This is a genomic window from Streptomyces sp. AF1A, assembly GCF_047340315.1.
Lineage (GTDB): Bacteria > Actinomycetota > Actinomycetes > Streptomycetales > Streptomycetaceae > Streptomyces.
In genome coordinates, this window is record NZ_JBLEBI010000017.1 from 58,967 (window position 1) to 79,662 (window position 20,696).

Genomic DNA, 20,696 nt, shown 5'->3' on the forward strand with positions numbered 1-20,696 from the left:
CGGTCGCCGTCAGCGGGGCGTGAAGGTCACGCCCCGCGGGTCAGCCGGCCACGTGGAACGCGTCGATGAGCTTCTGGTCGACGGTGCTGCCGCCCTTGTCGGCGGCGGTGACACGCAGGGAGACCAGCTGCCCGGGCTTGAGCACCTTCCCCTTGAGCACCGTGGTGGTGGCGGCGCCACGCCGGTGGGTGTCCAGTGCGATCCAGTGCGTTCCGCCGTCGAGGGAGTACCAGGCCCGCGTCGACGTCAGGGGGCTGGGCGCGGCCCCCTTGGGACGGTGCACCTTCAGGGTCAGCGGCAGGTCCGCGCCGGCCCTGGCGTGGTTCCAGCCGTCGAGGCGGATGCCGTAGTCGACGTTCAGCAGCGGCAGGGTTGCCGTGCGCCCCGCGCGGACCGGGGTGGTGCGCACCTCCCAGTCGGTGGTCGACTCGATGCCCTGTGCCATGTCGCCGCTCAGTTCCACCCCGCGCTCGAACTTCCACGTGGTCGGCTTGGCCGGGATCTGGTTGTAGGCCATGCCGATGCCGCTGTAGAAGCGGTTGATGAGCTTTCCGTCGCGCCACATCGCGACGGAGACGAGCGCGCCGCGGTGGTAGTCGGCCCTCCCCCACAGCTGGGTGGTCCCCGTGGTGTCGACCAGGTCCTGGGCGTTCATGGCGATCACGTCGGACGTCTGGGTGCCGGTGGCGGTGGACTTCAGTGGACCGCCCCAGACGCTCTCCTCGACCTGCTGTCCCTCGGCGTACTTGCGGGGAGTCTGGGCGAGCGCCGTGACCAGATAGCCGTTGCTGCCCATGTGCCAGGTCTGGCGCTGCCAGCCGATGCCGGGGGTGACGTACTCCGTGCGCCTGCCGGGCATCCCGACCGCGTCGCAGGCGTAGAACAGCGGTTGGGCGCCGTCGGACGGCATCCGCGCCACGCAGTCGTGGTTGGTGTCGTCGGCCCAGCCGACCTGGCGGTAGTCGGCACGGACCTTGGCCAGTCGGCGTACGTCCGCGTGGGAGAGGACGCGCGCCGGGTCGTCGGGGAACGCCGGGGAATTCCAGGCCAGTTCGTAGGCGGTCGTGGCGCGCGCGGGGTCATCGGCGTGCCCGGCGTCCACGAGATGGTGGTACTGGGTCGTGGTGAGCTTGCCCAGGGTCGCCACGGTGGTGTCGGCCATGCCGGCGTACATGTCGAAGTAGCGCGCGTCGCCGTTCACCCATCCGGCGACTTCGGCGATCTGGACCCAGTGGCCCTGCGGTGTGGTGCGCACGGTGTTCAGGGCCACCAGGTCCGGTGAGGTGGCCTCGGGGACCTTCACCGATACCGGGTGTGCCTGGCGCGCGTCGATGACGATCTTGGTGTCGGGTTCCACCGTCCGCTCGGCCGAGACCATCGTCGCGGTCTCCAGATGGCCGTTCGGCAGCATGTGCTCGGTGATACCGGTGACCGAGAAGTGGCTGCCGCGGCGCAGCAATACCGTGTCGCCCCCGGCGCCGAAGGCGAACAGGCCGCCCGCGTTGTCGTCGAGGAGGGTCATCGCACCCACCCCGCTGGTGGGGTTGCCGCCCCGGTCCAGGGCCCTGACGGGCACCCGGCACTGGTTGGGCGCGGCTCGGAAGCCGAAGGTGAGGTGAAGGGGCTCGCCACCGGCGACCGGTGTGGCGTCGACCTGCCCGGAGTACAGGCCCGCCGGGTCGCCGCCGCGTCCGGCGCCGCTGCCCGAGGGCATCGCCTGCGGGTCGACGGCGACGTCGACCTCGGCCGTCCCACCTGCGGGGACGGTGACGGAGGAGGCGCCGAGCTTCACCGAGCCGTCGGGGAGCGGGCCACCGGTGAGCAGGCCGTCGCCGCGGAAGACGTTTCCTCGGAGGTCCAAGGTGTAGGTGGCGTCGGCGGTGCCGGTGTTGCTGAGCTTGACGGTGCGGCTCAGCGGCGCGGACTGGGTGCAGTCGATCAGACCGAAGTCGAAGGTGGCACGGTCGGGGACGACCTGCTGGCGCAGCGCTTCGGCCGCGTCGAGTCGACCGGCGCCCATGCGGAACACGGACTCGGGCTGGTCCCCCCTGGTGATCACATCGCTGCCCTCCTGCAGCAGCGCCTTGATCTGGGCGGCCGTCAGTTCCGGGCGGTCCGCGGCGAGCAGGGCGGCCGCCGCGGCCACGTGGGGAGTGGCCATCGAGGTGCCGGAGAGCGTGGTGTAGTTGTCGTCGACCACGGTGCCGAGGCTGGTCCCGGCGGCGCGGTCTTGGACGATGCCGACCCCGGGGGCGGAGATGTCGGGCTTCAACGCGTAGTCACCGGCCCGGGGGCCGCCGGAGGAGAAGTCGGCCACCTGGTCGGCGCTGTCGGTGGCTCCGACCGTCAGCGCCGCGTCCGCCGCGCCCGGGGTGCTGACGGGCCCGCCCTCGTTGCCGGCCGCGACGACGAACAGGGTGCCGTAGCGCGCGGTGAGGTCGTTGAGGGCCTGGCTCTCGGGGTCGTTGCCGTCCGTGGCGCCGCCGCCCAGGCTCATGTTGGCGACCTTCGCCCCGTGCTGGGCCGCCCATTCCATGCCGGCGATGACACCGGAGTCGCTCCCGCTGCCCTGGTCGTTGAGGACCTTGACGTTGAGCAGCTTCGCGTCGTAGGCGATGCCCTTGCGCGCGCCGTTCGAGGCGGCACCCGAGCCCGCGATGGTTCCGGCCACATGGGTGCCGTGCCCGACATGGTCGAGTGCGTCGGCCGCGCCGGAGAAGTTCGCCGAGTCGACGACCCTGTCGCGCAGGTCCGGGTGGGTGTTGTCGATGCCGGTGTCGATGACGGCGACGGTGACGCCCTTGCCCGTGTGCCCGGCGTCCCAGGCCGCGGGGGCGTTGACCTTGCCTAGGTTCCAGTCGAGGTCGGTGGCCTTGACCTTGCCGTCGAGCCAGATGTGGGTGACGCCGGAGAGCGGTCCGGCCGCGGTTCCCAGGCCCTTGGCGCTGGTACGACGGCTCAGCGCGGCACGCCCGGCGGCGGCCAGGTAGCTGCCGAGCCGCTGCGCGGCCTTGCCGCGCGGCTGGCGCACCGCGGTGGATCGGATGCTCGCCAGGTCGCGGCCGGCCCGGACGGACGTGGCGGCAAGGCGGCGGGCGGCATCGTGTGTGCCCGCGGCGTGCTGGACGATCAGGGGCAGGCCGGCGGCGTGCGCGTCGTCGTACCCCTGCCGGATCAGTTCGCTGACGTCGAAGAGCCGCTCGTCGAGCACTGTGCCGACGAGTGGCAGCATGTCACTGGGGATCACCCGGACATCGCCCTTGCTGTCGGTCATCGTGGTGAAGGCGACGTGGCGACCGGGTATGGACGCCGGCGTCACCATGGCGACGGGCCGGCCGCCCGGCCCCTTGCCGACGAGCACCCGGTCGCCGGTGAGCAGGGTGACCGCGACGGGCGGGGTCTGGTGGGTGCTGCCGGCCTCGGCGGCGTGGGACTCCCACGCGGGGGACGCGGTGGCGACCGCCGGTGGCAGTCCGCTCAGCGACAGCACGCCGACAGCGGCGAGTGCCATCGCCGCTCTTCGTGGAATGTGCACGGAAGGGCCCTCCTGGAGGGGTGAACGGGAGGCGTACCGCCGACGGAGCCGGGTCGCGGCTGGTCGGCGGAAGTGGTCTCCATCGGTGGAATACAAGCGGCTTGACGGTTGGTCACCGCCATTGCCGGTGCGCGGGCCACCCTTCCAGCGCGTGAGCCGGTCCAGAAGGCTGCGGGGTGGACGTGACATCCACAGATCCAGCCTCCAGGGATCCGGATCCGGCATCGAGCCGGCACTGCCCCTGCGCGCCCAAGTCGCCACCATCGATGATTTTTGACATACCGTCAGACCGGAGCCGGTGCGAGCCGGCCGTGGCCGAGCGGAGCCGGAGCGAATGGGTCGCTGCCCGCTCGCGGGTCGACGAGGGACTGCCCCGGCGCCGGGAGAGACACGGGCGTGGCCGACACACCGGACCGGCTGGACACGCCGGCCACCGGTGAAGCGAGGTAGCACACGTCCAGGCCGGGGCGGCGGCGAAGTCGAAGCGTCCGCGCGCCGATGGCGACAGGGGAGGCCGGAACCGAGGGACACCTGTCCCGGGCACCACTGGTACCAGGTCGGCCGTCAAGGTGAGAGTGCGACGTGAGCGGTGATTTCCACCGACTCGCAGCAAGGAGTCACTTTCATGTCGTTGCTCTCCCCGGGTCGGCCGTGCTGCCCGGACGCCCAGCTGAGCCGGTTCAGGCCGCCGTTCTCGGGGCTCTGTCACCGCTCAGGCGTCTTGGAGTGAGCATGACCGTGTGCTCCGCGCGCTCGGGCACCGTGTGCTCCGCGCGCTCGGGCACCGTGTGCTCCGCGCGCTCGGGCACCGTGTGCTCCGTGCGCTCGGGCACCGTGTGTTCCGTGCGCTCGGGCACCGTGTGATCCGTCGCGAGGACGGGTGTCGTTCCCGTCTTGGCTTCCCTCAGTGACCGCACCGGCGAAAGGCCATGGCCGACATGGCCCCGTCCGTGACAGTGGCCCCGCCGATGCGGTGGGTGAGGGGTGCAGGTGCACGCCACGACGAACACAACGTGCCCGCGCGCAAGCCGTAAGTGCGGCTGGTGGCCTCTGCCGCGGCGGACCGCGCACCCCCGCCGGTGACCCTGCCACCGATCCCCCGCCTCTCAGGACTGCGCGGCGCCGGACCCCTGCCCGCGCACCTGGGCCACGGTGCGGGCGGTTCCCACGAAGTACCCCGGCCCGTCACCCGGTCGATCCGCCGCGCGCCCGGCGGACCGGGACCTCACGGTTCGCGGCCCGCTCAACCATCCCCATGTCTTCTCAAGAGGTTGATACCTGATGTCTCAAGCTGTCCGAGAACCGATGTCGGAGGCTTGCCCCGCAGGCAGCCCGTCCGGCCCCAGACGGCGGTGGGACCGGCCGGTGCTGGTGGTGTGCGCGGTGTCAGCGCTCGTAGTGGGACTGCTGTCGCCCGCCGGCACCACGCAGCAGGCGTGGGGGTTGATCGCCGCGGCTGGATACGCTTGCGCCGCCCTGGTCGCCGCAAGATCGTCCATGCCGTGGGCCCGTCGTCCCGCCGCGATCGCGGTCATCGGCGTGGTCGCCCTGCCCCTGCTCTATCTGACGGTGATCGGCAAGGCACAGATGGAGGTCGGCGTCGTGGAACGGTCCGCCAGGCTGTTGTTGTCCTCCGGAACGCCGTACAACGACGCGCCGCACGCGGTACGCGACTTCAACCCCTACCTTCCCGGCATGGCGCTCTTCGGGATACCGCACATGCTTTTCGGCGACACCCCGTTCTCCAGCGCACGTGTGTGGTTCTTCGCCGTCTTCCTCGCGGCCGCGGCCGGCGCCGTCCGGGTGCTGACCAGGGACACCGGCATCGGTACGGACGGCACCACGCACGGCACCACCGGGCGGACGGGCGTCCTGTGGCTGATCGCCTGCCCCGTCGTTGCGCTGCCACTGACCATCGGCGGGGTGGATCCCCCGGTCATCGGTCTGATCTGCCTGGCATTGGCCTTCGCGCACCAGGGGCACGCCGGACGCACGGGCCTGGTGGTGGGGGCGGCCGCCGCCCTGAAATGGACCGCCTGGCCGGCCGTCCCGGTGATCGTCGCCATGCTCGCCGTATGCGGCGGGAGGCGTGCCGCGGTCAAGTGCGCGGCAACAGCCACAGGGATCGCCGTGCTTGCCATCGTGCCCGTGGCCCTGGTGGACAGCGGCGCGTTCTACCAGAACGCCGTGCTCTATCCGCTGGGCCTCGGTTCCACGGCGTCTTCCGCTCAGAGCCCCTTGCTCGGGCACCTGATCGTTTCACTGATTCCCGACGGAAAGGCCGTCACAGTGGCGCTCATCGCCCTCAGCGCCGCGGGCACAGGGGTCTCTCTGCTGATCCGCCCGCCCCGCACCACCGTCGCCGCCGCCGACCGCCTGGCCCTGGGATTGGCCCTCGCCATAGTGCTCTCCCCGGCCACCCGCATCGGCTATGCCATCTACCCCGTTGTCCTCCTCGCCTGGCCCCGCTTCACCCAGAGCCTGTCGAGGGGCCGCCGCGCCGCACACCATCATGCGAACGCACTGGCACGCCGCCACAGGACCCCGCAGAGCCCATGACGTCCGGCCACCGTCCCGGGCGGGCGCCTGCCTCGGCACCCAAGCCGGCGTGGAAGACCAGGGATTTGGACGCCCGGGTCAGCCGGCCCTCCGTGCCTCAGCGGCCCCCTCCGACGCCAGTTGCTGTGCGGCGGCCAGGATGCAGTCGCGCGGCACCAGGACCACGGACTCGTCCTCGCCGATCGAGGCACCCACCTCCTTCATCCGCTCCGCCTCGGGCGCGGTCAGGAGGTGGAGCCTGCCGATGACGAGGAAGTCACCGTCCTCCAGCTCCAGGACGTCGGGACAGTTGTTCGCCCCGACCGACCCGCGCTCGGCGGGCGTCGATCCGATGCGGCGCATGCGGCTCCTTACGGTGACACGATCGGTGTTATGGACACCAATACGGACTGGGCGTACCGGGTGTTCGAGCCGCACGGATCCGAGGGCTGGCGCCCCTACGGCAGCGACCCCGAACAGTGGCGCGGTGCGATCACCGCTGCGGACACCGACGAGGGCGCCAAGCGCGTCATCGGCCGCATCGTCGCCGACCTCATGACCGAGTGGGAGAGGACCGGCCTGCGTCATGCGATGCACGTGCGGGTCTTCCTCTGGCACGACGAGGCGGGCGAGATGAAGGACGCGGACTTCGTCGTGGAGGTGCGGCCCCGGTCGGACTTCGACGCGGCATGATCTCTGGCGCGGGAGGCTCCCTACGGTGACAGGATCGGTGTCATGGGTACCGAGAGGACGTGGGCGTACCGGGTGGAGGAGCCGCACGGCTCCGCCGGCTGGCGCCCCCTCCTCGGCCCCTCCCACCGCTGGCGGGGAAAGATCACCACCGATTCCCCCAGGCAGGGCGCCGAGTACGTCGCCGCGCTCGTCGTGACCGATCTGGCGACCGAGTGGAAGGTCAACGGCATCTGCGAGCAGCACACGCGCGTGATCGTGTGGGCCGACGAAGAAGGCACCGGACCGGAGGACGCCGCCCTCACCGTGGAGATCCAGCCCCACGTCGACGCAGAGTGACCAGGCGAGAGCGGAATCCGCGCCGCGCGGGGACACCGGTCCCCGGGAAGGGGGGAAGAGGGATCAAGGAATGCCCAGATGAACGAGGCTCACCAGTGGCAAGCACGGTGTGGTCGGCGCTGCTCCTCGCCCCCTACGCGGCCTTCCCCGCTCCGTGGACGCGGCACGCATCGCCGCCGCTCACGCGCAGCCCCAGGCGGACATTCCCTGAATGGCTGCCAGGCGTCTGGCCACGGCGATCTGTTCCCTGCGCGTGGCCAGGTCGGCCCTCCTCGCATACTTCAGGCCACCGGCTGCCACCCAGCTGGATTGCCTGAACTGCAGTCCGCCGAAGTATCCATTGCCAGTGTTCGCCTTCCAGTTGCCACCGGACTCGCACACGGCGATGGCGTCCCAGTCCGCACGGGGGCCGCCGGCGGGCAGGGCGGTCGCCGCCGGCCCGTTGACGACAGCCGCGACGGCTGCCAGGGGGAGCAGCGCTGCGCGCAGCCCGGGCACAGGGGTACGACGACTCGCGGTTCCGTTGACGAGGTTCAGTCGTAGCATGCGCACACAGTTACATAACATGAACTGTTAGTAATGAAGGCACGCCGGGAGTGGGTGAGCCCATGGACGTCGGTGCTGTCCCCTTCGGCGCACAGTTCGGGTTCACCACCGCCGAGCCCGGCTTTGCGGGGTGGGTCCGGCACTGGGCAGCGAACAAGCCGTGGCATGACGCGGCGTGACCGTTGCGGCTGCGGCGGTTGTCTCCGGCTGCGATCGGGGATCAGCAGGCCGGTGCCGCGGCAACCGCCGTCAGCGATCACCGAGCTGTTGCCGGCGGGGGGCTCTGCGCGCCGCCGACGCCGTCGGTCTCCGGTTCGCCGGCCCCAGCTTCATGGTCCGGTTCTGCGACACGGGTCGCCGGCGGCACATCCGCGGTCCCGGCCGGCAGGACCGTCACAGAGCCGCCCGACGCCGGTGCCACAGTAGCAGCCCGTACTCGGGCGGCCCGGAACTCGAACCGTCCGTCATCTCGGCGACGAAGGTCCGATACGGCTCGGGCAGCACGATCCCGTGTTCTGCCTCGAAGGCGTGCACTGCCTCCCAGCCGAGAGCCGACTCGCCCCGGTCGTCGACGTCGAACGCCGCACGCAGCGCCGCCAACTCGGCAGGGTCTGCTTGATCGATATGCATGGCGTACAGGTACCACCCCGCTGTGACAACGCCTCACGCAGTGCGTCACCACCCCTCGGCAGCGCGTCCATGGTGGTGGGGAAAGGGCCGGACCCGTCCCCTGCCAAAGGCTGTCCTTCGGGGTTTGCAAGGATGTTCAAGGATTGACTTGCCCCTTGTGCCTCGCCCATGATCACCTCGGGCCCAGGGCGGCAACCTGTCCCGTCTCTGCCGCGTCCGGACGCGGTTGAGGCATCGGGACAGGTGCCGACCCTCATGAACTGGGAGGACCCCATGTCCGACACCGCGTCCCGCAGCACCGACTCCGGCCTTGTGCCTCCTCGCTCAAACGTGGCCGTGCTCGGCCCCGGAGGCGTCGGCGGCCTGCTCGCCGCACTGCTCTCGCGCGCCGGACACCGCGTGATCTGCATCGCCGGCGAGGAGACCGCACACATCCTGCGCCGCGACGGCATCCGCGTGCACAGCGCACAATTCGGCGACTTCACCGCCGCCGTCGAGGCAGACACCGCCCTGCGCGAGCCCGTCGACCTGTGCCTGGTCACGGTGAAGCACACCGCGCTCGACGCGGCACTCGACCGCGTCCCCCCTCATCTCCTCGCCGACGGCCTCGTCCTGCCCCTGCTCAACGGCATCGAGCACGTGGACACCCTGCGGGCACGCTACGGTGCCACACGGGTCGTACCAGCCGTCGTACGCGTCGAGTCGACCCGTACGGCCCCAGGCGTCATCGAACACGGCAGCCCCTTCCTCGAGATCGACCTGGCCCTCCAGCACGAGAACTCCACCTCGCTCGCCGCCTTGCTGTCCGGCGCCGGCGCGGAGACCCGCATCGTCGCCGACGAGAACGCCGTACTCTGGGCCAAGCTGGCTTTCCTGGCTCCTTTCGCGCTCCTGACCACCCGCTACCGCCAGCCGATCGGCGAGATCCGGTCCAAGCGGCGCGAGGAACTGGCGGCACTGGTCGAGGAGACCACCGCCGTCAGCCGCGCCTGCGGCGGGCCGTCGGATGCCGGCCAGATTTTGACGCGTTACGACGCATTCCCCCACGAAAGCAAATCGTCGATGCTGCGCGACGCGGAAGCCGGCCGCCCTCTGGAACTCGACGCGATCGGCGGGGCCTTGGTCCGCGCGGCAGAGCGACACGGCATCCCCGTCCCGCTCACGACACGTCTCATGTCCGAGCTGGAAGCCCGCTGAGCTCCGCCGCGACGGGTCTCGGATCACCTTCAGCGCCGGAACCGCAGAGGGTCACCACGACGGCGGTCGTGGACGGCCGGATGATGCGCATGTCCAGGACCTCCGGTTCCATGCCGGATGCGTAGGCTCAGGTCCGTGGCTGATCAGATACAGAAGATCGTGGCGGGCCTGCCGGACCTGACGGAGGTCACCGGTGTGTGGGCGGTGGCCGATGACCGGGTCGCGCAGGGGGATGCCGCCTTCGCCGCGGACCTCGGCATCGCTCTCGTCAGGACGTACGGCAGCGGGGAGCAGATGTGGCAGAGCAGAAGTGTCTTCGACCATGTGCTTCGGCTGTTGGCCACCACGAGAGGTCCGCAGAATGTCGCTCAGGCGCTGCGGATGGTCTCCTCGGCTGAGGTCGCCGGCAGGACGCTCGATCGCTACACGGCCTCGTTGCTGGCGTCCAGCCATGAGGCGGCGGATCTGGCAGGGGCGTTCACCGGCCGCGCTTCGGAGGAGCTTCGGGCCTGTCTGGTCCACGAGCTGGTCCTGAGGGGCGTGAACGTCAGCGAGACGCCAGGGATCGCGACGTGGGCGACGTCGCCGCATTGGACCCATCATCCGCTGGGCCGGCTGCCCCTGACGCTGTCCGGCATGGAGGAACGTCCCGATCTGCCGAGCTACGGCATCAGCGGCAGTAGTCACTCGATGCCGTTCGGGCCATCGGGCGGCCGGGATCTGGACAGGCGGCCCGGCCGGTGGAGTCCTGCACGTGGTCAGCGGTGGTCGTTGAGCCAGTCGCCCGGGATCTGGTCGCGAACGCGGTCGAGGTCTTCTGCCGTTCGGCCACGGGCCAGGATGGCCGCGCCGTCGTCATCGCGCAGGAGGACGTCCTGCCCCAGGAACCACCGTGTCTGTTCGCCGATGGGGTATGCCGGGAAGGGCAGCCGGACGGAGTTCGCCTCCAGCAGTTCGAGGCTGTCGTCATCCGGGTCGAGGAAGTCGCACAGTTCTTCATCGGCCTGCAGCGACTCGGACAGGATGATCTCGACGAAGCAAACGGACAGACGCTCCAGCCACTCCTCCCACCGCTCGGCGCTCTTGTCGGCAAGGTCGAGCCGGATGAACACTGCAGGATCGTCATCGTGGAGGCTGCTGAGAAGAACGCCCCAGGAGGCGGCTCCCTGATTCTCGTGACGGAAGACCAAGGCCTCCTTGGCGTCATCGACATACAGCTCCGAAGGGCCGAGCAGCACATCGTGGTTGCTGGTGAGGTCCCGTCGACGGCCGGACAGCACATACGCCTCGCGCAACGCCGTCGGCAGTTTGAGACCCAGCCTCTCCTCGGCAGCGTCGAGATCGGCTTGCGTCCATCCGTCATCGCGTCCCAGGGCGGCGCCGGCCCAGTGGGCGGCGAAGCCCTGGATGAAGGCCCATGCACCATTGCGGTCTTCGACGCCCCTGGCGAGCGACGCCGCAAGATCGAACTCTTGTGTCATGGGAGGACGATATCCGGCCCGCTCGTCAACCCTCTTCACGCACGACCTCGGAGTGCGGCGGGCGGGCGCCCCGTGACGGAGCGCCCGGGCTGCGCCGCGCGCCCCGCGCAGGCTGGTGCCGTACCGGCCGGGCCGGCCGGTGAGGCGCGGCGCCCGGTTGACGCCCCGCATGCGGACGTTGCGCCCGAGCACTGGCCCGTCAAACCGCCGCATGCCGGCACGTGACGCACGAACCGGTACGTCCACGCCGGACTTGGGGCTTTACAGGCGAGTCCACATTGTGGTGCTAGACCCTCAAATTTTTGGCCCGACTACTTGCCTACCGCACTTATGCCTCGGATACTCAAGGATTGAACTTGTCAGGAGCACGCCGAACATGGCTCCTTCGGCGGGCGACTGCGCCGTACCCCTCCCTGAAGGCACCCCCTCCCAGGAGGACCACGTGCGGTTCAAAACACGCAGCACCACCAGATACGCCAGGCCAACCGACCCCGAGTCCGGATAGTTCACGACGGCAACCCCCACCGCGCCCACGACCCGCACCCACCGTCCCCGTCCCCACGACACCGGGGCGATTCACTCGCGCCCGGTGACAGTGGCGACCCCAAGGGCAGCACAGCTCCCGTTCAGTCGCTGACCAGGAACTGACCACTCAGGGCGCTCACGTCCACAGACGCCCCCTGACCCCCACGTCCCTCCGGCCGCGCCTGCGCAGGGCCGCGCACCGCCCGACCGAGTCTGCACAGCGCGCGCCAACACTCCCCCGCCAGTCCGTCGCCGAGGCACGTCACCAGCAGGCGACGGTCGTTCCCGTCGTATCCGCCTGCGCTCCCGCACGACCGCGCACACGGATCTACGCGCGAAGAGTGCTTGTCATGAACACGCCTTGCTGCGCTCACCGTCTTCCGCCCATCGCCAACCGGCTTCGCCCTCGGGAGGTTTCATGAGACCCGTCAGATCTCTGTCAGCCCTCGCCGCTCTGTGCTTCGCAACCGTGCTCAGCCTGACACTGTCCACTCCGGCACAGGCCGCCGGCGCCTCCTACGTCGCCCTCGGCGACTCCTACTCCGCCGGCAACGGAGCCGGAAACTACGACAGTGCGAGCGGTTCCTGCCACCGCAGCTTCAGCGCCTACCCCTACCTGTGGAAGAACGCCCACGCCCCGTCCTCGTTCGCCGACACCTCCTGCTCGGGCGCGGTGACCACGGACGTGACCAACTCCCAGCTCGGGCCGCTGAACTCCGCCACCACGCTGGTCTCCCTCACCATCGGCGGCAACGACGCCGGCTTCTCCGACGTCATGACCACCTGCGTGACCGGTTCGGACACCGACTGCGTCAACCGGGTCAACCAGGCCGAGAGCTACGCCCAGAACACGCTGCCCGCCCGCCTGGACGCCACCTACAACGCGATTCGCGCCAAGGCGCCCAACGCCAAGGTCGTCGTGCTCGGCTATCCGCGGATGTACACCCTCGGCGTCTTCTGCGTCGGACTCAGCGACACCAAGCACCGCAAGATCGACGAGGCCGCGAACATCCTCGACAGCGTCATCGCGGGTCGGGCCGCGGCGCACGGCTTCGTCTTCGGGGACGTCCGCTCCACCTTCAACGGGCACGAACTGTGCTCCGGCGACGACTGGCTGCACTCGCTGGTCATCTCCCCGAGCTGGGAGTCCTACCACCCCACCGCCACCGGCCACGCGTCCGGCTACTACCCCGTCCTCAACGCCAACAGCTGACCGCCCCCACGAAGAACCGGCACCTCACGGTCCCTGGCCCACGGTCTTCCGTGGGCCAGGGACCCCGCCGCCGCATCGACTGTGTCATGCGAACGAACGGCCCTGTCCAACCTTCGACGGTGCCGGAGCGCGCCGCTGCCCGGGCACGACCACGCGTTGATGGCGCCGACGAGGACAGGAGTCTCGTAGCGGTCCGCGAGTTCGCCGTACGCACCTGGTTGGCCACGGCTCGATTCCCTTCAGGCGGTGGACAGGCTCGGCCACCGCGCCTGCGCGGCCCGCAGTTCAGGTTCCGGGGCGCCCGGCCGCCGTCCATGCGGCGTACTCCTGGCGGACGTAGAGGCGTCGGCTGGGGGCGATTCTGATGGTGTCGGGATGGTACGGGCCGGCCGCCAGGCCGGGATGGCGACGGTCGTGCAGGACGAGTTGTCCTGCGGTTTCGGCGGCGACCGCGACCGAGGCGCGGGCGTCGAGGGCCATGCGGTCCATGAGGGCGGCGCGCCGCAGCAGCCAGGCACGTTCGGCAGCCGTCGCGTCGGCCGGGGATGCATGGGCGGGCCTGGCCGCGCGGCCGTCGCGTTCGGCCCCGAGAGCGAGCACTTGGTGCATCTCGCGGCGTAGGTCGGGCGCATTCGCGTACGCCTCGTGCGGGGGCGGTGCGACGATGCCCTCAGTGCCGTTCGCCGTGGGGTCCACGCTCACACCTCCGCCCGTACCCAGGCGTCTGCGCCGCAGCGCTGACACCGCGTCATGTCCTCGCCGGCGTGGCCGTTCTGAAGGGCCGGTCGAGGGGCCGCGGACCGGACGGGCACCCGGGCTGGGCCCAGGCAGCCGTCGATGGGGCACGGCTTGTGGGTCGCGAACGCCCGCTCCGCGGAGTGTTCGGGTGACCCGGCGTCACGACCGGCTCCAGTGATCCGTCGCGGCGCTGCGGTGCCGGCCACGGGCCGCAGTTCGTACGGGACGCCTGGCCCGGTCACGGCGAGCACCTCAGGCGGGCGCGGACTTCGCGACCGCCGCGGGTCCGGCGGACGTCGGTGGAATGGCTGAGGTGTTGGACGATGCCCGTGCCGCGACCGTGCTCGTCCGGGGCGATGCCGGGGCTACGGCGCTCCACCGCCATTCCGGAGTCAGTGACCGCGATGTGCAGAGTGCCGTCGTCGAGGACGAGCCGCAGGGTCATGTGCGCGCGGCCGTACCGGGCGGCGTTGGCGGTGAGTTCGTCGACGATGAGAACGGCGGAGTCCCGCTCGCCATCGGGAACGCGCCAGGTTTTGAGCAGATCGGCCGCGAAGTGACGAGCGGCGGAGACGTGCGCCTCCTGCGCGGGCAGGGTGAGCACTGCTTCGTGACGGGGGCGCTGGGAGAGCAGTGAGCTCGGGCGGGGGGAATCGGTGACGAACATGGGCTTCCGGCTCTTGTGTGGATGTGCGGGGGCTGAAGGACCACCAGCGACTCTCGGGACGTCGGTGGGCCGGATCCTGCATGGGCGCGCTCACTTGCTTCCACGGGTGACACATGGCGAACGGTTCGAGGCTTTCAGCCCCTTTTGCTGAACTTCGTGCGGGTCACGTCAGCGCCAGCGTCCCGGCTTGGGCTCACTCGCCTGGCCGCACGGCTGCCGTCACGAGCACGACCTCCTCGACGGACACACCGTGCACAATCATTCACTCTGGGTCACCCATTCGAGGCGGGGCCCTTCTCGTCAACCGCTCGGCCCTCCTTCCCCTGGTGTCCGGACTCCGGCGACGTTGCCCGCGAGGATCTCCAGGTTCTCGATGTCCCCGAACCGCGGAGGACACGCATACGCGACGCCCGGAAAGCCGGCTGCCATGGCTGTGCCGAGGTCTCGCAGAAACCGCGCATCTGCCGAACCGCAGGGCCCCTGGCGTCCGTGAAACCGGACGAGAGCCCACGTACGCGCAAGCCGCCACGGCGGAGTACCGGACCCGCACGCGGACACCGACGTCATCGAGAGGCGGGCCGTCGCAACGCCTGCGCCATCGGCTTCGCCACGTCGCACAAGCCGTCGGCCTCACCGGCGACGTCTGCACATCGAGCGCCCCTCGTTCACAAGCCAAGGAGTATCTCTCATGTACCTGGAGCCGCGCCCCGGAATCGCCTGGCCGAGCCCGCACCTTTGCGAGCTGAAGAGCGCCGTACGCACCCTGCTCGACCTGGACGAAGACACCGCCGTCATCATCCGCCAACTCGCCTGTGGCGAAGCCGGCTGCCCACCGCCGGAAACCGTCGTCGAGGTGCGTCCCATGGACGGTGAAGCCCACCGCTGGACGCTCCACCGCCCCGCCGACCAGATCACCGAGAACGAACTGCGGACCATCCTGCTCACGAACGACCCCGCCGACCGGAACTTGCCCTGACTCCCCCGAAGAGCGAGACCCGCTCGGCCGAACGCGAGGAGGAACGACGTGTCGCCGTCGCCTCCGGCGCGTCCTTTGGGCGACCGGACCAAGGCGTCACCGTTACGGCACGTCACGCCACAACAGGGGTACCGGCGCCGGCGTCACTGTGTATGACCCTCGCGGAGACCGACTGCGTCATGGCGCCAGAACGGCTCTGCGTAGACCAGCGTCCCCGTCATCCAAGGCTCGTACTCCGGGAGTCGGAGGACCTGGAAGGCGTCATCCGGGGTACGCAGGGAGGGCTTTCGAAAGCCCAAGCCACCACCGGGTGCGAAGCCGAAACGCGAGTAGTAGCGCGGATCGCCCTCCACGAAGACGAGGGGAACCGCTCGCTCGGCGAGGATCCCGAGTCCGTGCCGGACCAGGGCCGAGCCGATGCCGCACGTATCTCGTGGGCTCGGTCGGCTCCGAAGGCCGCTGCGTCCGCTCGTCAGGATGACGGAGCCTTGGCGAAGATCCGGACGATGCCCGCCTGCAGGGCGGCCCCGGCTCGAGTGGCCGGCAGCCCCCGCGCTCAGCGTCGAGGGCTGCCCGCATGCTGCGGGAGACGCAGGAGGTCGTACACAGTTCTCGGCTCAACGCCAGCCGAGTTCCGGTGCCACGTGGGTGAGGATGCTCTCCAGCACATGGGCGTTGTACTCGACCCCGAGCTGGTTCGGGACGGTGAGCAACAGGGTGTCCGCGGCCTGGATCGCCTCGTCACCCCGCAGCAGCTTCACCAGTTCCTCCGGCTCCGCGGCGTAGGAGCGCCCGAAGACGGCCCGGGTCCTGTCGTCGAGCATTCCGACGTGGTCCCGGGAGTTGCGGTCGCGGCCGAAGTAGGCCCGGTCGAGGTCGTCGATGAGGGCGAAGATGCTGCGGCTGACCGACACCCGCGGCTCCCTGGTGTGGCCCGCCTTCTTGTACGCCTCGCGATACGCCTCGATCTGTTTGCGCTGCTGGACGTGGAGCGGCTCGCCCGTCTCGTCGTCCTTCAGCGTCGAACTCTGCAGGTTCATGCCCAGCTCGGCGGCCCATACGGCGGTCGCGTTCGACCCGGAGCCCCACCAGATCCGGTCGCGCAGCCCCTCGGAGTGGGGTTCGATCCGCAGGAGTCCGGGCGGGTTGGGGAACATCGGCCGCGGGTTGGGCCGGGCGAAACCCTCGCCGTCGAGAACCTTGAGGAATGCCTCGGTGTGGCGGCGGGCCATGTCGGCATCCGTCTCGCCGGGCGCGGGGTGGTAGCCGAAGAGGCGCCAGCCGTCGATCACCTGTTCCGGGGAGCCGCGGCTGATGCCCAGCTGCAGCCGACCGGCCGAGATGAGGTCCGCGGCGGCCGCGTCCTCGGCCATGTACAGCGGGTTCTCGTAGCGCATGTCGATCACGCCGGTGCCGATCTCGATCTTCGAGGTCCGCGCACCGATCGCCGCGAGAAGCGGGAACGGGCTGGCCAGCTGCCGGGCGAAGTGGTGCACCCGGAAGTAGGCGCCGTCCACGCCGAGCTCCTCCGCGGCGACCGCGAGGTCGATGGACTGGTGCAGCACATCCGCGGCCGACCTGGTCCGGGAATGTTCGCCGGGTGACCAGTGCCCGAAGGAGAGGAATCCGATTTTCTTCACCCGTCCTGCAGCGTCCGAAGGCCGCGTTTGATTCCCGCCACGCCACCAGCGGCCTCAGCCAGGTGGACGTGCCGACGCGCTTCTCGGGCCGATGCCAGGTGTGGCGGTGAGGCCGACACCGATGAGGACGCGACGTCCGCCGAGGTCGTGGGCGAGCGGAGCGGGCCGGGACACGGAGTACCGTCGCGCCTCGCGCAGTCGGGCGCAATCCGCCGGACGGGGGGCCGCAGGCCCATCCTCCAACGGCCGCCGCTACGGCGGCAATAGGCGGCGCCCGAGTGTGGCGTGTCCCGGCACCATGCCAACGGGGCCAGCAGGAAACATAGTTCTTGATCAAGCAATGAATACCTGCTAGACATTGCGCGCCTGCTGTCGCCACCCCCGCTCCGCCCATGAGACCCATGACACGTGTGAGTTGACCCGGGGGTGGCCTAGCGAGAGGAAACCGTGAAGTCCATATTGAAGAGACCCGCGTCCGGCGCGGTCGTGGGGCTCGGCATGCTGCTGGTGGCCGCCACTCCGTCGGTGTCCATGGCGCTCACAGACTCCGGCGGTTCGGCGCCGGCCCCGGCGTCACACGTCAGATCTCCCCTCGTCTCCGCCGTGGACACCGGCGACTCCCGGCCGGCCGCCCGCACGCAGCGGTGGATCCCGTTGATCACCGGCGACCGCGTCCTGGTCAGTGGCAAGGGTGACGTCCTCTCGGTGCGTCGCGCCAAGGGACGGGAGAACATACCCCTTCAGGTGGAGACCGTCGGCGGGCACACCTACGCCATTCCCGCCGATGCACGCGGCCTGGTCGAGAGCGGTCGTCTGGACCGCCGGCTGTTCGACATGACCACGCAGAGCACGTCCGCCTACGCCGGGCGCAAGGACCTGCGGCTCATCGTCATGTACCACGGGGGCCGGCCGGCGGCCAGGACGGCGCTGCGCACCACCGCCGGGGCGGTCGTGCGGCACTCGCTGACCAGCATCGACGCCGATGCCATCAGCGCGCCCGCGAACGGCGGTTCAAAGCTGTGGACCGCCCTCACCAACGCCTCCGCCCGCGCCACGGGCCGCACCGCCGCCCCCGGTATCGCATCGGTGTGGCTCGACGGCATCGTCCAGGCGTCGCTCGACAAGAGCGTGCCGCAGATCGGCGGCCCCGAGGCATGGGCGGCCGGCTACGACGGCACCGGCAGCCGCATCGCCGTCCTGGACAGCGGCATCGACACCACGCACCCCGACCTGGCCGGGAAGGTCGTCGCCGAGCACAACTTCTCCAACTCGTCCACCGTGGACGACCTGTTCGGACACGGCACTCATGTCGCGTCCATCGCGGCGGGCACCGGGGCCAAGTCCGACGGCAAGTACAAGGGCGTGGCGCCGGGCGCCCGCCTCCTGGACGGCAAGGTGCTCAACGACACCGGCCAGGGTGACATGTCCGGGATCATCGCGGGCATGGAGTGGGCCGCGTCCGAGAAGGCGAACGTCGTCAACCTCAGCCTGGGCGCCTACGACTCCCCCGAGCTCGATCCGATGGAGGAGGCGGTCGACAGACTGTCGGCCGAGACCGGAACGCTCTTCGTCGTAGCGGCCGGCAACGACGGCGAGCAGGGAGCCGGAACGATCAGCACGCCCGGCAGCGCCGACGCGGCACTCACCGTCGGAGCGGTCGACAAGCAGGACGTTCTGGCCCCGTTCTCCAGCACGGGGCCGCGCGCCGGTGACGACGCGATCAAGCCCGACCTCACGGCCCCCGGCGTGGACATCGGGGCCGCGGCCGCGCACGACAGCTACATGGCGAGCGTCGCCCCTTCCGTCGCGGACGGCTACCTCTCCCTCAGCGGCACGTCGATGGCGACCCCGCACGTCTCGGGCGCTGCCGCCATCCTCGCCCAGCAGCATCCCGACTGGACCGGCGACGACATCAAGCAGGCGCTCGTCGCGTCGACCACGCCCGGTGCGTACACGGCGTACCAGCAGGGATCGGGCCGAGTGGACCTGCGCAAGGCCATCAAGCAGACCGTCTTCACCCGGGAGACGTCGCTGTCCTTCGGCCTCGCCCAGTGGCCGCACACCGACGACGAGCCGCTCACCGAGAACCTCACCTACCGCAATGTGGGCGCCACGGCGGTCACCCTGAAGCTGACCGTGGACGGCACCGCGCCCGACGGAAGCCCCGCGCCCAGCGGGATGTTCACCGCCGACGACCAGGTCACCGTCCCGGCGCACGGCGAGGCGACGGTGAAGGTCGTCGCCGACACCCGCCTCGGGGGCGACACCGCGGGCCGCTTCACCGGACGGATCACCGCGTCCGGCGACGGTCAGACCGTCGGCACCGCGCTGGCCGTGGAACGCGAGTCGGAGATGTACACCGTCACCGTGAAGCCCCTGAACCGTAAGGGCACGCCGGCCTCCGCCGCCTCGTGGAACGCCACGCTGGCCGGTCTCTCCGGTCCTCTCAAGGGACTCGCCGCGTACCTGTCCGGAGACACGTATGCCGTGCGTGTCCCCAAGGGCCGCTACTTCCTCAACGCCTCGCTGCAGGTGGATCCGACCGGCTCGTACGGCCAGGGTGAGGACTGGTTCAACCAGCCCGACCTCACTGTCACCAAGGACACCACGGTGACCCTGGACGCGCGCACCACCGAGCCGGTCGAGGTCACCGTGCCGGACCGTGCCGCCCAGCAGACGTCCGGCTACGTCCGCGCAGGTGTCGATCAGGCGGGTGAGCCGGGTCCGGCCTTCCTTGCCTTCTTCGCCCCCACCGAGGAGCTCCGCACCGCGCACGTCGGCCCCGGCGTGGCCGCCGGAGACACCCTGAACCAGCGCATCGAGGCCACCTTCTCCACCGGCGCAAAGGGGCACGACGAGTACGACGCGGCGTACCAGCCGAAGGGCGACCGACTCGTCACCGGCTTCACCGCGCATCCCCGGTCCCACGACTTCGCCGGCGTCCGCACCGAGGTGGGAGGGCCCGGGAAGGACAAGACCGGTTACCTCTCGCTGGCCGCCCCGGGCGGTGGCGGCGTGACCGTCGAGCGTCCCCTCCCCTCCATCCTCACCCTGCACCTGCTGTCGGATGACGGAACGTGGTGGCTGAGTCTGCACCAGAAGGGCGCCGACCGTCACCTCGACACCGTCTACGACATGCCCACCGCCACCTTCAAGCCGGGTCACTCCTACCACCGCCTGCTGAACGTGGGCGTCTTCGGACCCGATCTGCCGGAAGGCGCCGGGCTGATCCGGAGGGGCAATATCATGGATGGGAGCCTGCCGCTGTTCTCGGACGGAACCGGCGACTCCAGCAGCAACCAGACGCGGGTCGACAGTGCGACCACAAGTCTCTACCGCGACGGCGAACTGGTGCGCCGCAGTCCCTACCCGATGGACTTCTTCTACGCCGCGAACGACGACGAGCGGGCCGACTACCGTCTGGACGTCTCGGTCGAGCGCGGCACCGAGGCCGCCGTCAGCGACAGCCTGAACGTGGAGTGGACCTTCTCCTCCGGGTACGCCGCGCAGACGACCCAACTGCCTGTCTCCGTCGTCCGCTTCACCCCCGAGCTGTCCCTCGACAGCACGGGCAAGGCGCGAGCGAAGGTGTGGGTCCCGGTCACCGTGAAGGGGGCCGCCGCGGGCAGCAACCTCAAGTCCCTGCAGGTGTGGGTCTCCTACGACAAGGGCGACCACTGGCAGGCGGCGCCGGTCCGTCACGGCCGGGTGCGGGTCACCAACCCTGAGGCGGGCGGCAGCGTCTCGTTCCGGGCGCAGGCCGCCGACCGGCAGGGCAACGCCGTCAGCGAGACCATCGTCGACGCCTACCTGACTAAGTAGGACCTCGTACGCCCGGCCCCCGCGATCCGGCCGCCACAGCGGCGGATCGCGGGGGCCGCGGTGCGTCCGGCGCCTGCGGCAAGCTGTGCTGACTGCCGTGGCCGAGCGCGGGCGCCTCGGTTGCCGCGGACGGCGTCGGCCTTCACCCTTGGGAAGGGT

Annotated in this window: 15 protein-coding genes and 3 pseudogenes; 9 read left to right on the forward strand and 9 right to left on the reverse strand. The window is 70.3% G+C overall.

What is annotated here, in order from left to right; genetic code table 11:
* Nucleotides 1-40: 40 nt before the first annotated feature.
* Nucleotides 41-3,511 (reverse strand): S8 family peptidase, encoded by a 3,471-nt coding sequence (locus ACLU3S_RS08585; RefSeq protein WP_413951152.1) that lies wholly within the window; start codon nt 3,509-3,511, stop codon nt 41-43.
* A 704-nt stretch (nt 3,512-4,215) separates the two neighbouring features.
* On the reverse strand, nt 4,216-4,392 hold the full coding sequence (locus ACLU3S_RS08590; RefSeq protein WP_413951153.1) for a hypothetical protein: 177 nt from the start codon (nt 4,390-4,392) through the stop codon (nt 4,216-4,218).
* Nucleotides 4,393-4,918: 526 nt separating this feature from the next.
* Between ACLU3S_RS08590 and ACLU3S_RS08595 the strand changes: the two genes are divergently transcribed.
* The gene (locus ACLU3S_RS08595) at nt 4,919-6,094 is read left to right on the forward strand and encodes a glycosyltransferase 87 family protein (RefSeq protein WP_413951154.1); all 1,176 of its coding nucleotides are present in this window, start codon (nt 4,919-4,921) and stop codon (nt 6,092-6,094) included.
* Nucleotides 6,095-6,172: 78 nt separating this feature from the next.
* On the opposite strand, the gene ACLU3S_RS08600 is transcribed toward ACLU3S_RS08595, so the two are convergent.
* Nucleotides 6,173-6,436, reverse strand: a complete 264-nt coding sequence (locus ACLU3S_RS08600; protein ID WP_413951155.1) for a hypothetical protein — start codon at nt 6,434-6,436, stop codon at nt 6,173-6,175.
* Between the two features lie 30 nt (nt 6,437-6,466).
* On the opposite strand from ACLU3S_RS08600, the gene ACLU3S_RS08605 reads away from it, so the two are divergent.
* Together ACLU3S_RS08605 and ACLU3S_RS08610 are read left to right on the forward strand one after the other, a co-directional pair.
* A complete protein-coding gene (locus tag ACLU3S_RS08605) occupies nt 6,467-6,766 on the forward strand; it encodes a hypothetical protein (RefSeq protein WP_413951156.1) in 300 nt (99 codons plus the stop codon).
* Between the two features lie 42 nt (nt 6,767-6,808).
* Complete coding sequence (locus tag ACLU3S_RS08610; protein ID WP_413951157.1) at nt 6,809-7,102, forward strand: hypothetical protein; 294 nt, start codon at nt 6,809-6,811, stop codon at nt 7,100-7,102.
* A 180-nt stretch (nt 7,103-7,282) separates the two neighbouring features.
* Here the strand turns inward: ACLU3S_RS08610 and ACLU3S_RS08615 are convergent, their stop codons facing one another.
* Entirely contained in the window at nt 7,283-7,648 is a 366-nt protein-coding gene (locus tag ACLU3S_RS08615; RefSeq protein WP_413951158.1) for a transglycosylase family protein, read from the reverse strand.
* Nucleotides 7,649-7,713: 65 nt separating this feature from the next.
* Here ACLU3S_RS08615 and ACLU3S_RS08620 point away from each other — a divergent pair.
* Nucleotides 7,714-7,827, forward strand: a pseudogene (locus tag ACLU3S_RS08620) (SMI1/KNR4 family protein); the annotation flags it as partial.
* A gap of 244 nt (nt 7,828-8,071) precedes the next feature.
* On the opposite strand, the pseudogene ACLU3S_RS08625 reads toward ACLU3S_RS08620, so the two are convergent.
* Nucleotides 8,072-8,278, reverse strand: a pseudogene (locus tag ACLU3S_RS08625) (SMI1/KNR4 family protein); the annotation flags it as partial.
* 273 nt (nt 8,279-8,551) lie between these two features.
* Between ACLU3S_RS08625 and ACLU3S_RS08630 the strand changes: the two are divergent.
* Both ACLU3S_RS08630 and ACLU3S_RS08635 read left to right on the forward strand, forming a co-directional pair.
* The gene (locus tag ACLU3S_RS08630) at nt 8,552-9,475 is read left to right on the forward strand and encodes a ketopantoate reductase family protein (RefSeq protein WP_413951159.1); all 924 of its coding nucleotides are present in this window, start codon (nt 8,552-8,554) and stop codon (nt 9,473-9,475) included.
* Nucleotides 9,476-9,592: 117 nt separating this feature from the next.
* Nucleotides 9,593-10,186: pseudogene (locus ACLU3S_RS08635) on the forward strand (DUF6183 family protein); the annotation flags it as partial.
* 47 nt (nt 10,187-10,233) lie between these two features.
* On the opposite strand, the gene ACLU3S_RS08640 reads toward ACLU3S_RS08635, so the two are convergent.
* Nucleotides 10,234-10,956: an SMI1/KNR4 family protein gene (locus tag ACLU3S_RS08640; protein WP_413951160.1), complete on the reverse strand. Its 723-nt coding sequence runs from the start codon at nt 10,954-10,956 to the stop codon at nt 10,234-10,236.
* A 943-nt stretch (nt 10,957-11,899) separates the two neighbouring features.
* On the opposite strand from ACLU3S_RS08640, the gene ACLU3S_RS08645 reads away from it, so the two are divergent.
* Nucleotides 11,900-12,694, forward strand: a complete 795-nt coding sequence (locus ACLU3S_RS08645; protein WP_413951161.1) for an SGNH/GDSL hydrolase family protein — start codon at nt 11,900-11,902, stop codon at nt 12,692-12,694.
* A 285-nt stretch (nt 12,695-12,979) separates the two neighbouring features.
* On the opposite strand, the gene ACLU3S_RS08650 is transcribed toward ACLU3S_RS08645, so the two are convergent.
* Both ACLU3S_RS08650 and ACLU3S_RS08655 read right to left on the reverse strand, forming a co-directional pair.
* Nucleotides 12,980-13,390, reverse strand: a complete 411-nt coding sequence (locus ACLU3S_RS08650) for a hypothetical protein (protein WP_413951162.1) — start codon at nt 13,388-13,390, stop codon at nt 12,980-12,982.
* Between the two features lie 280 nt (nt 13,391-13,670).
* Complete coding sequence (locus tag ACLU3S_RS08655; RefSeq protein WP_413951163.1) at nt 13,671-14,099, reverse strand: ATP-binding protein; 429 nt, start codon at nt 14,097-14,099, stop codon at nt 13,671-13,673.
* Between the two features lie 688 nt (nt 14,100-14,787).
* Here ACLU3S_RS08655 and ACLU3S_RS08660 point away from each other — a divergent pair.
* Nucleotides 14,788-15,075, forward strand: coding sequence for a hypothetical protein (locus tag ACLU3S_RS08660; protein ID WP_413951164.1), 288 nt, complete (start codon nt 14,788-14,790; stop codon nt 15,073-15,075).
* A 617-nt stretch (nt 15,076-15,692) separates the two neighbouring features.
* Here ACLU3S_RS08660 and ACLU3S_RS08665 read toward each other — a convergent pair.
* Nucleotides 15,693-16,715: an LLM class flavin-dependent oxidoreductase gene (locus ACLU3S_RS08665; RefSeq protein WP_413951165.1), complete on the reverse strand. Its 1,023-nt coding sequence runs from the start codon at nt 16,713-16,715 to the stop codon at nt 15,693-15,695.
* A 447-nt stretch (nt 16,716-17,162) separates the two neighbouring features.
* Between ACLU3S_RS08665 and ACLU3S_RS08670 the strand changes: the two genes are divergently transcribed.
* Nucleotides 17,163-20,537: a S8 family peptidase gene (locus ACLU3S_RS08670; RefSeq protein WP_413951166.1), complete on the forward strand. Its 3,375-nt coding sequence runs from the start codon at nt 17,163-17,165 to the stop codon at nt 20,535-20,537.
* Nucleotides 20,538-20,696: the final 159 nt, after the last annotated feature.

Bases quoted from the DNA above. Each gene is read 5' to 3' on its own strand.
- ACLU3S_RS08585 (WP_413951152.1), bottom strand. From the start codon at position 3,511: ATGGCACTCGCCGCTGTCGGCGTGCTGTCGCTGAGCGGACTGCCACCG.
- ACLU3S_RS08600 (WP_413951155.1), bottom strand. From the start codon at position 6,436: ATGCGCCGCATCGGATCGACGCCCGCCGAGCGCGGGTCGGTCGGGGCG.
- ACLU3S_RS08605 (WP_413951156.1), top strand. From the start codon at position 6,467: ATGGACACCAATACGGACTGGGCGTACCGGGTGTTCGAGCCGCACGGA.
- ACLU3S_RS08610 (WP_413951157.1), top strand. From the start codon at position 6,809: ATGGGTACCGAGAGGACGTGGGCGTACCGGGTGGAGGAGCCGCACGGC.
- ACLU3S_RS08615 (WP_413951158.1), bottom strand. From the start codon at position 7,648: ATGCTACGACTGAACCTCGTCAACGGAACCGCGAGTCGTCGTACCCCT.
- ACLU3S_RS08630 (WP_413951159.1), top strand. From the start codon at position 8,552: ATGTCCGACACCGCGTCCCGCAGCACCGACTCCGGCCTTGTGCCTCCT.
- ACLU3S_RS08640 (WP_413951160.1), bottom strand. From the start codon at position 10,956: ATGACACAAGAGTTCGATCTTGCGGCGTCGCTCGCCAGGGGCGTCGAA.
- ACLU3S_RS08645 (WP_413951161.1), top strand. From the start codon at position 11,900: ATGAGACCCGTCAGATCTCTGTCAGCCCTCGCCGCTCTGTGCTTCGCA.
- ACLU3S_RS08655 (WP_413951163.1), bottom strand. From the start codon at position 14,099: ATGTTCGTCACCGATTCCCCCCGCCCGAGCTCACTGCTCTCCCAGCGC.
- ACLU3S_RS08660 (WP_413951164.1), top strand. From the start codon at position 14,788: ATGTACCTGGAGCCGCGCCCCGGAATCGCCTGGCCGAGCCCGCACCTT.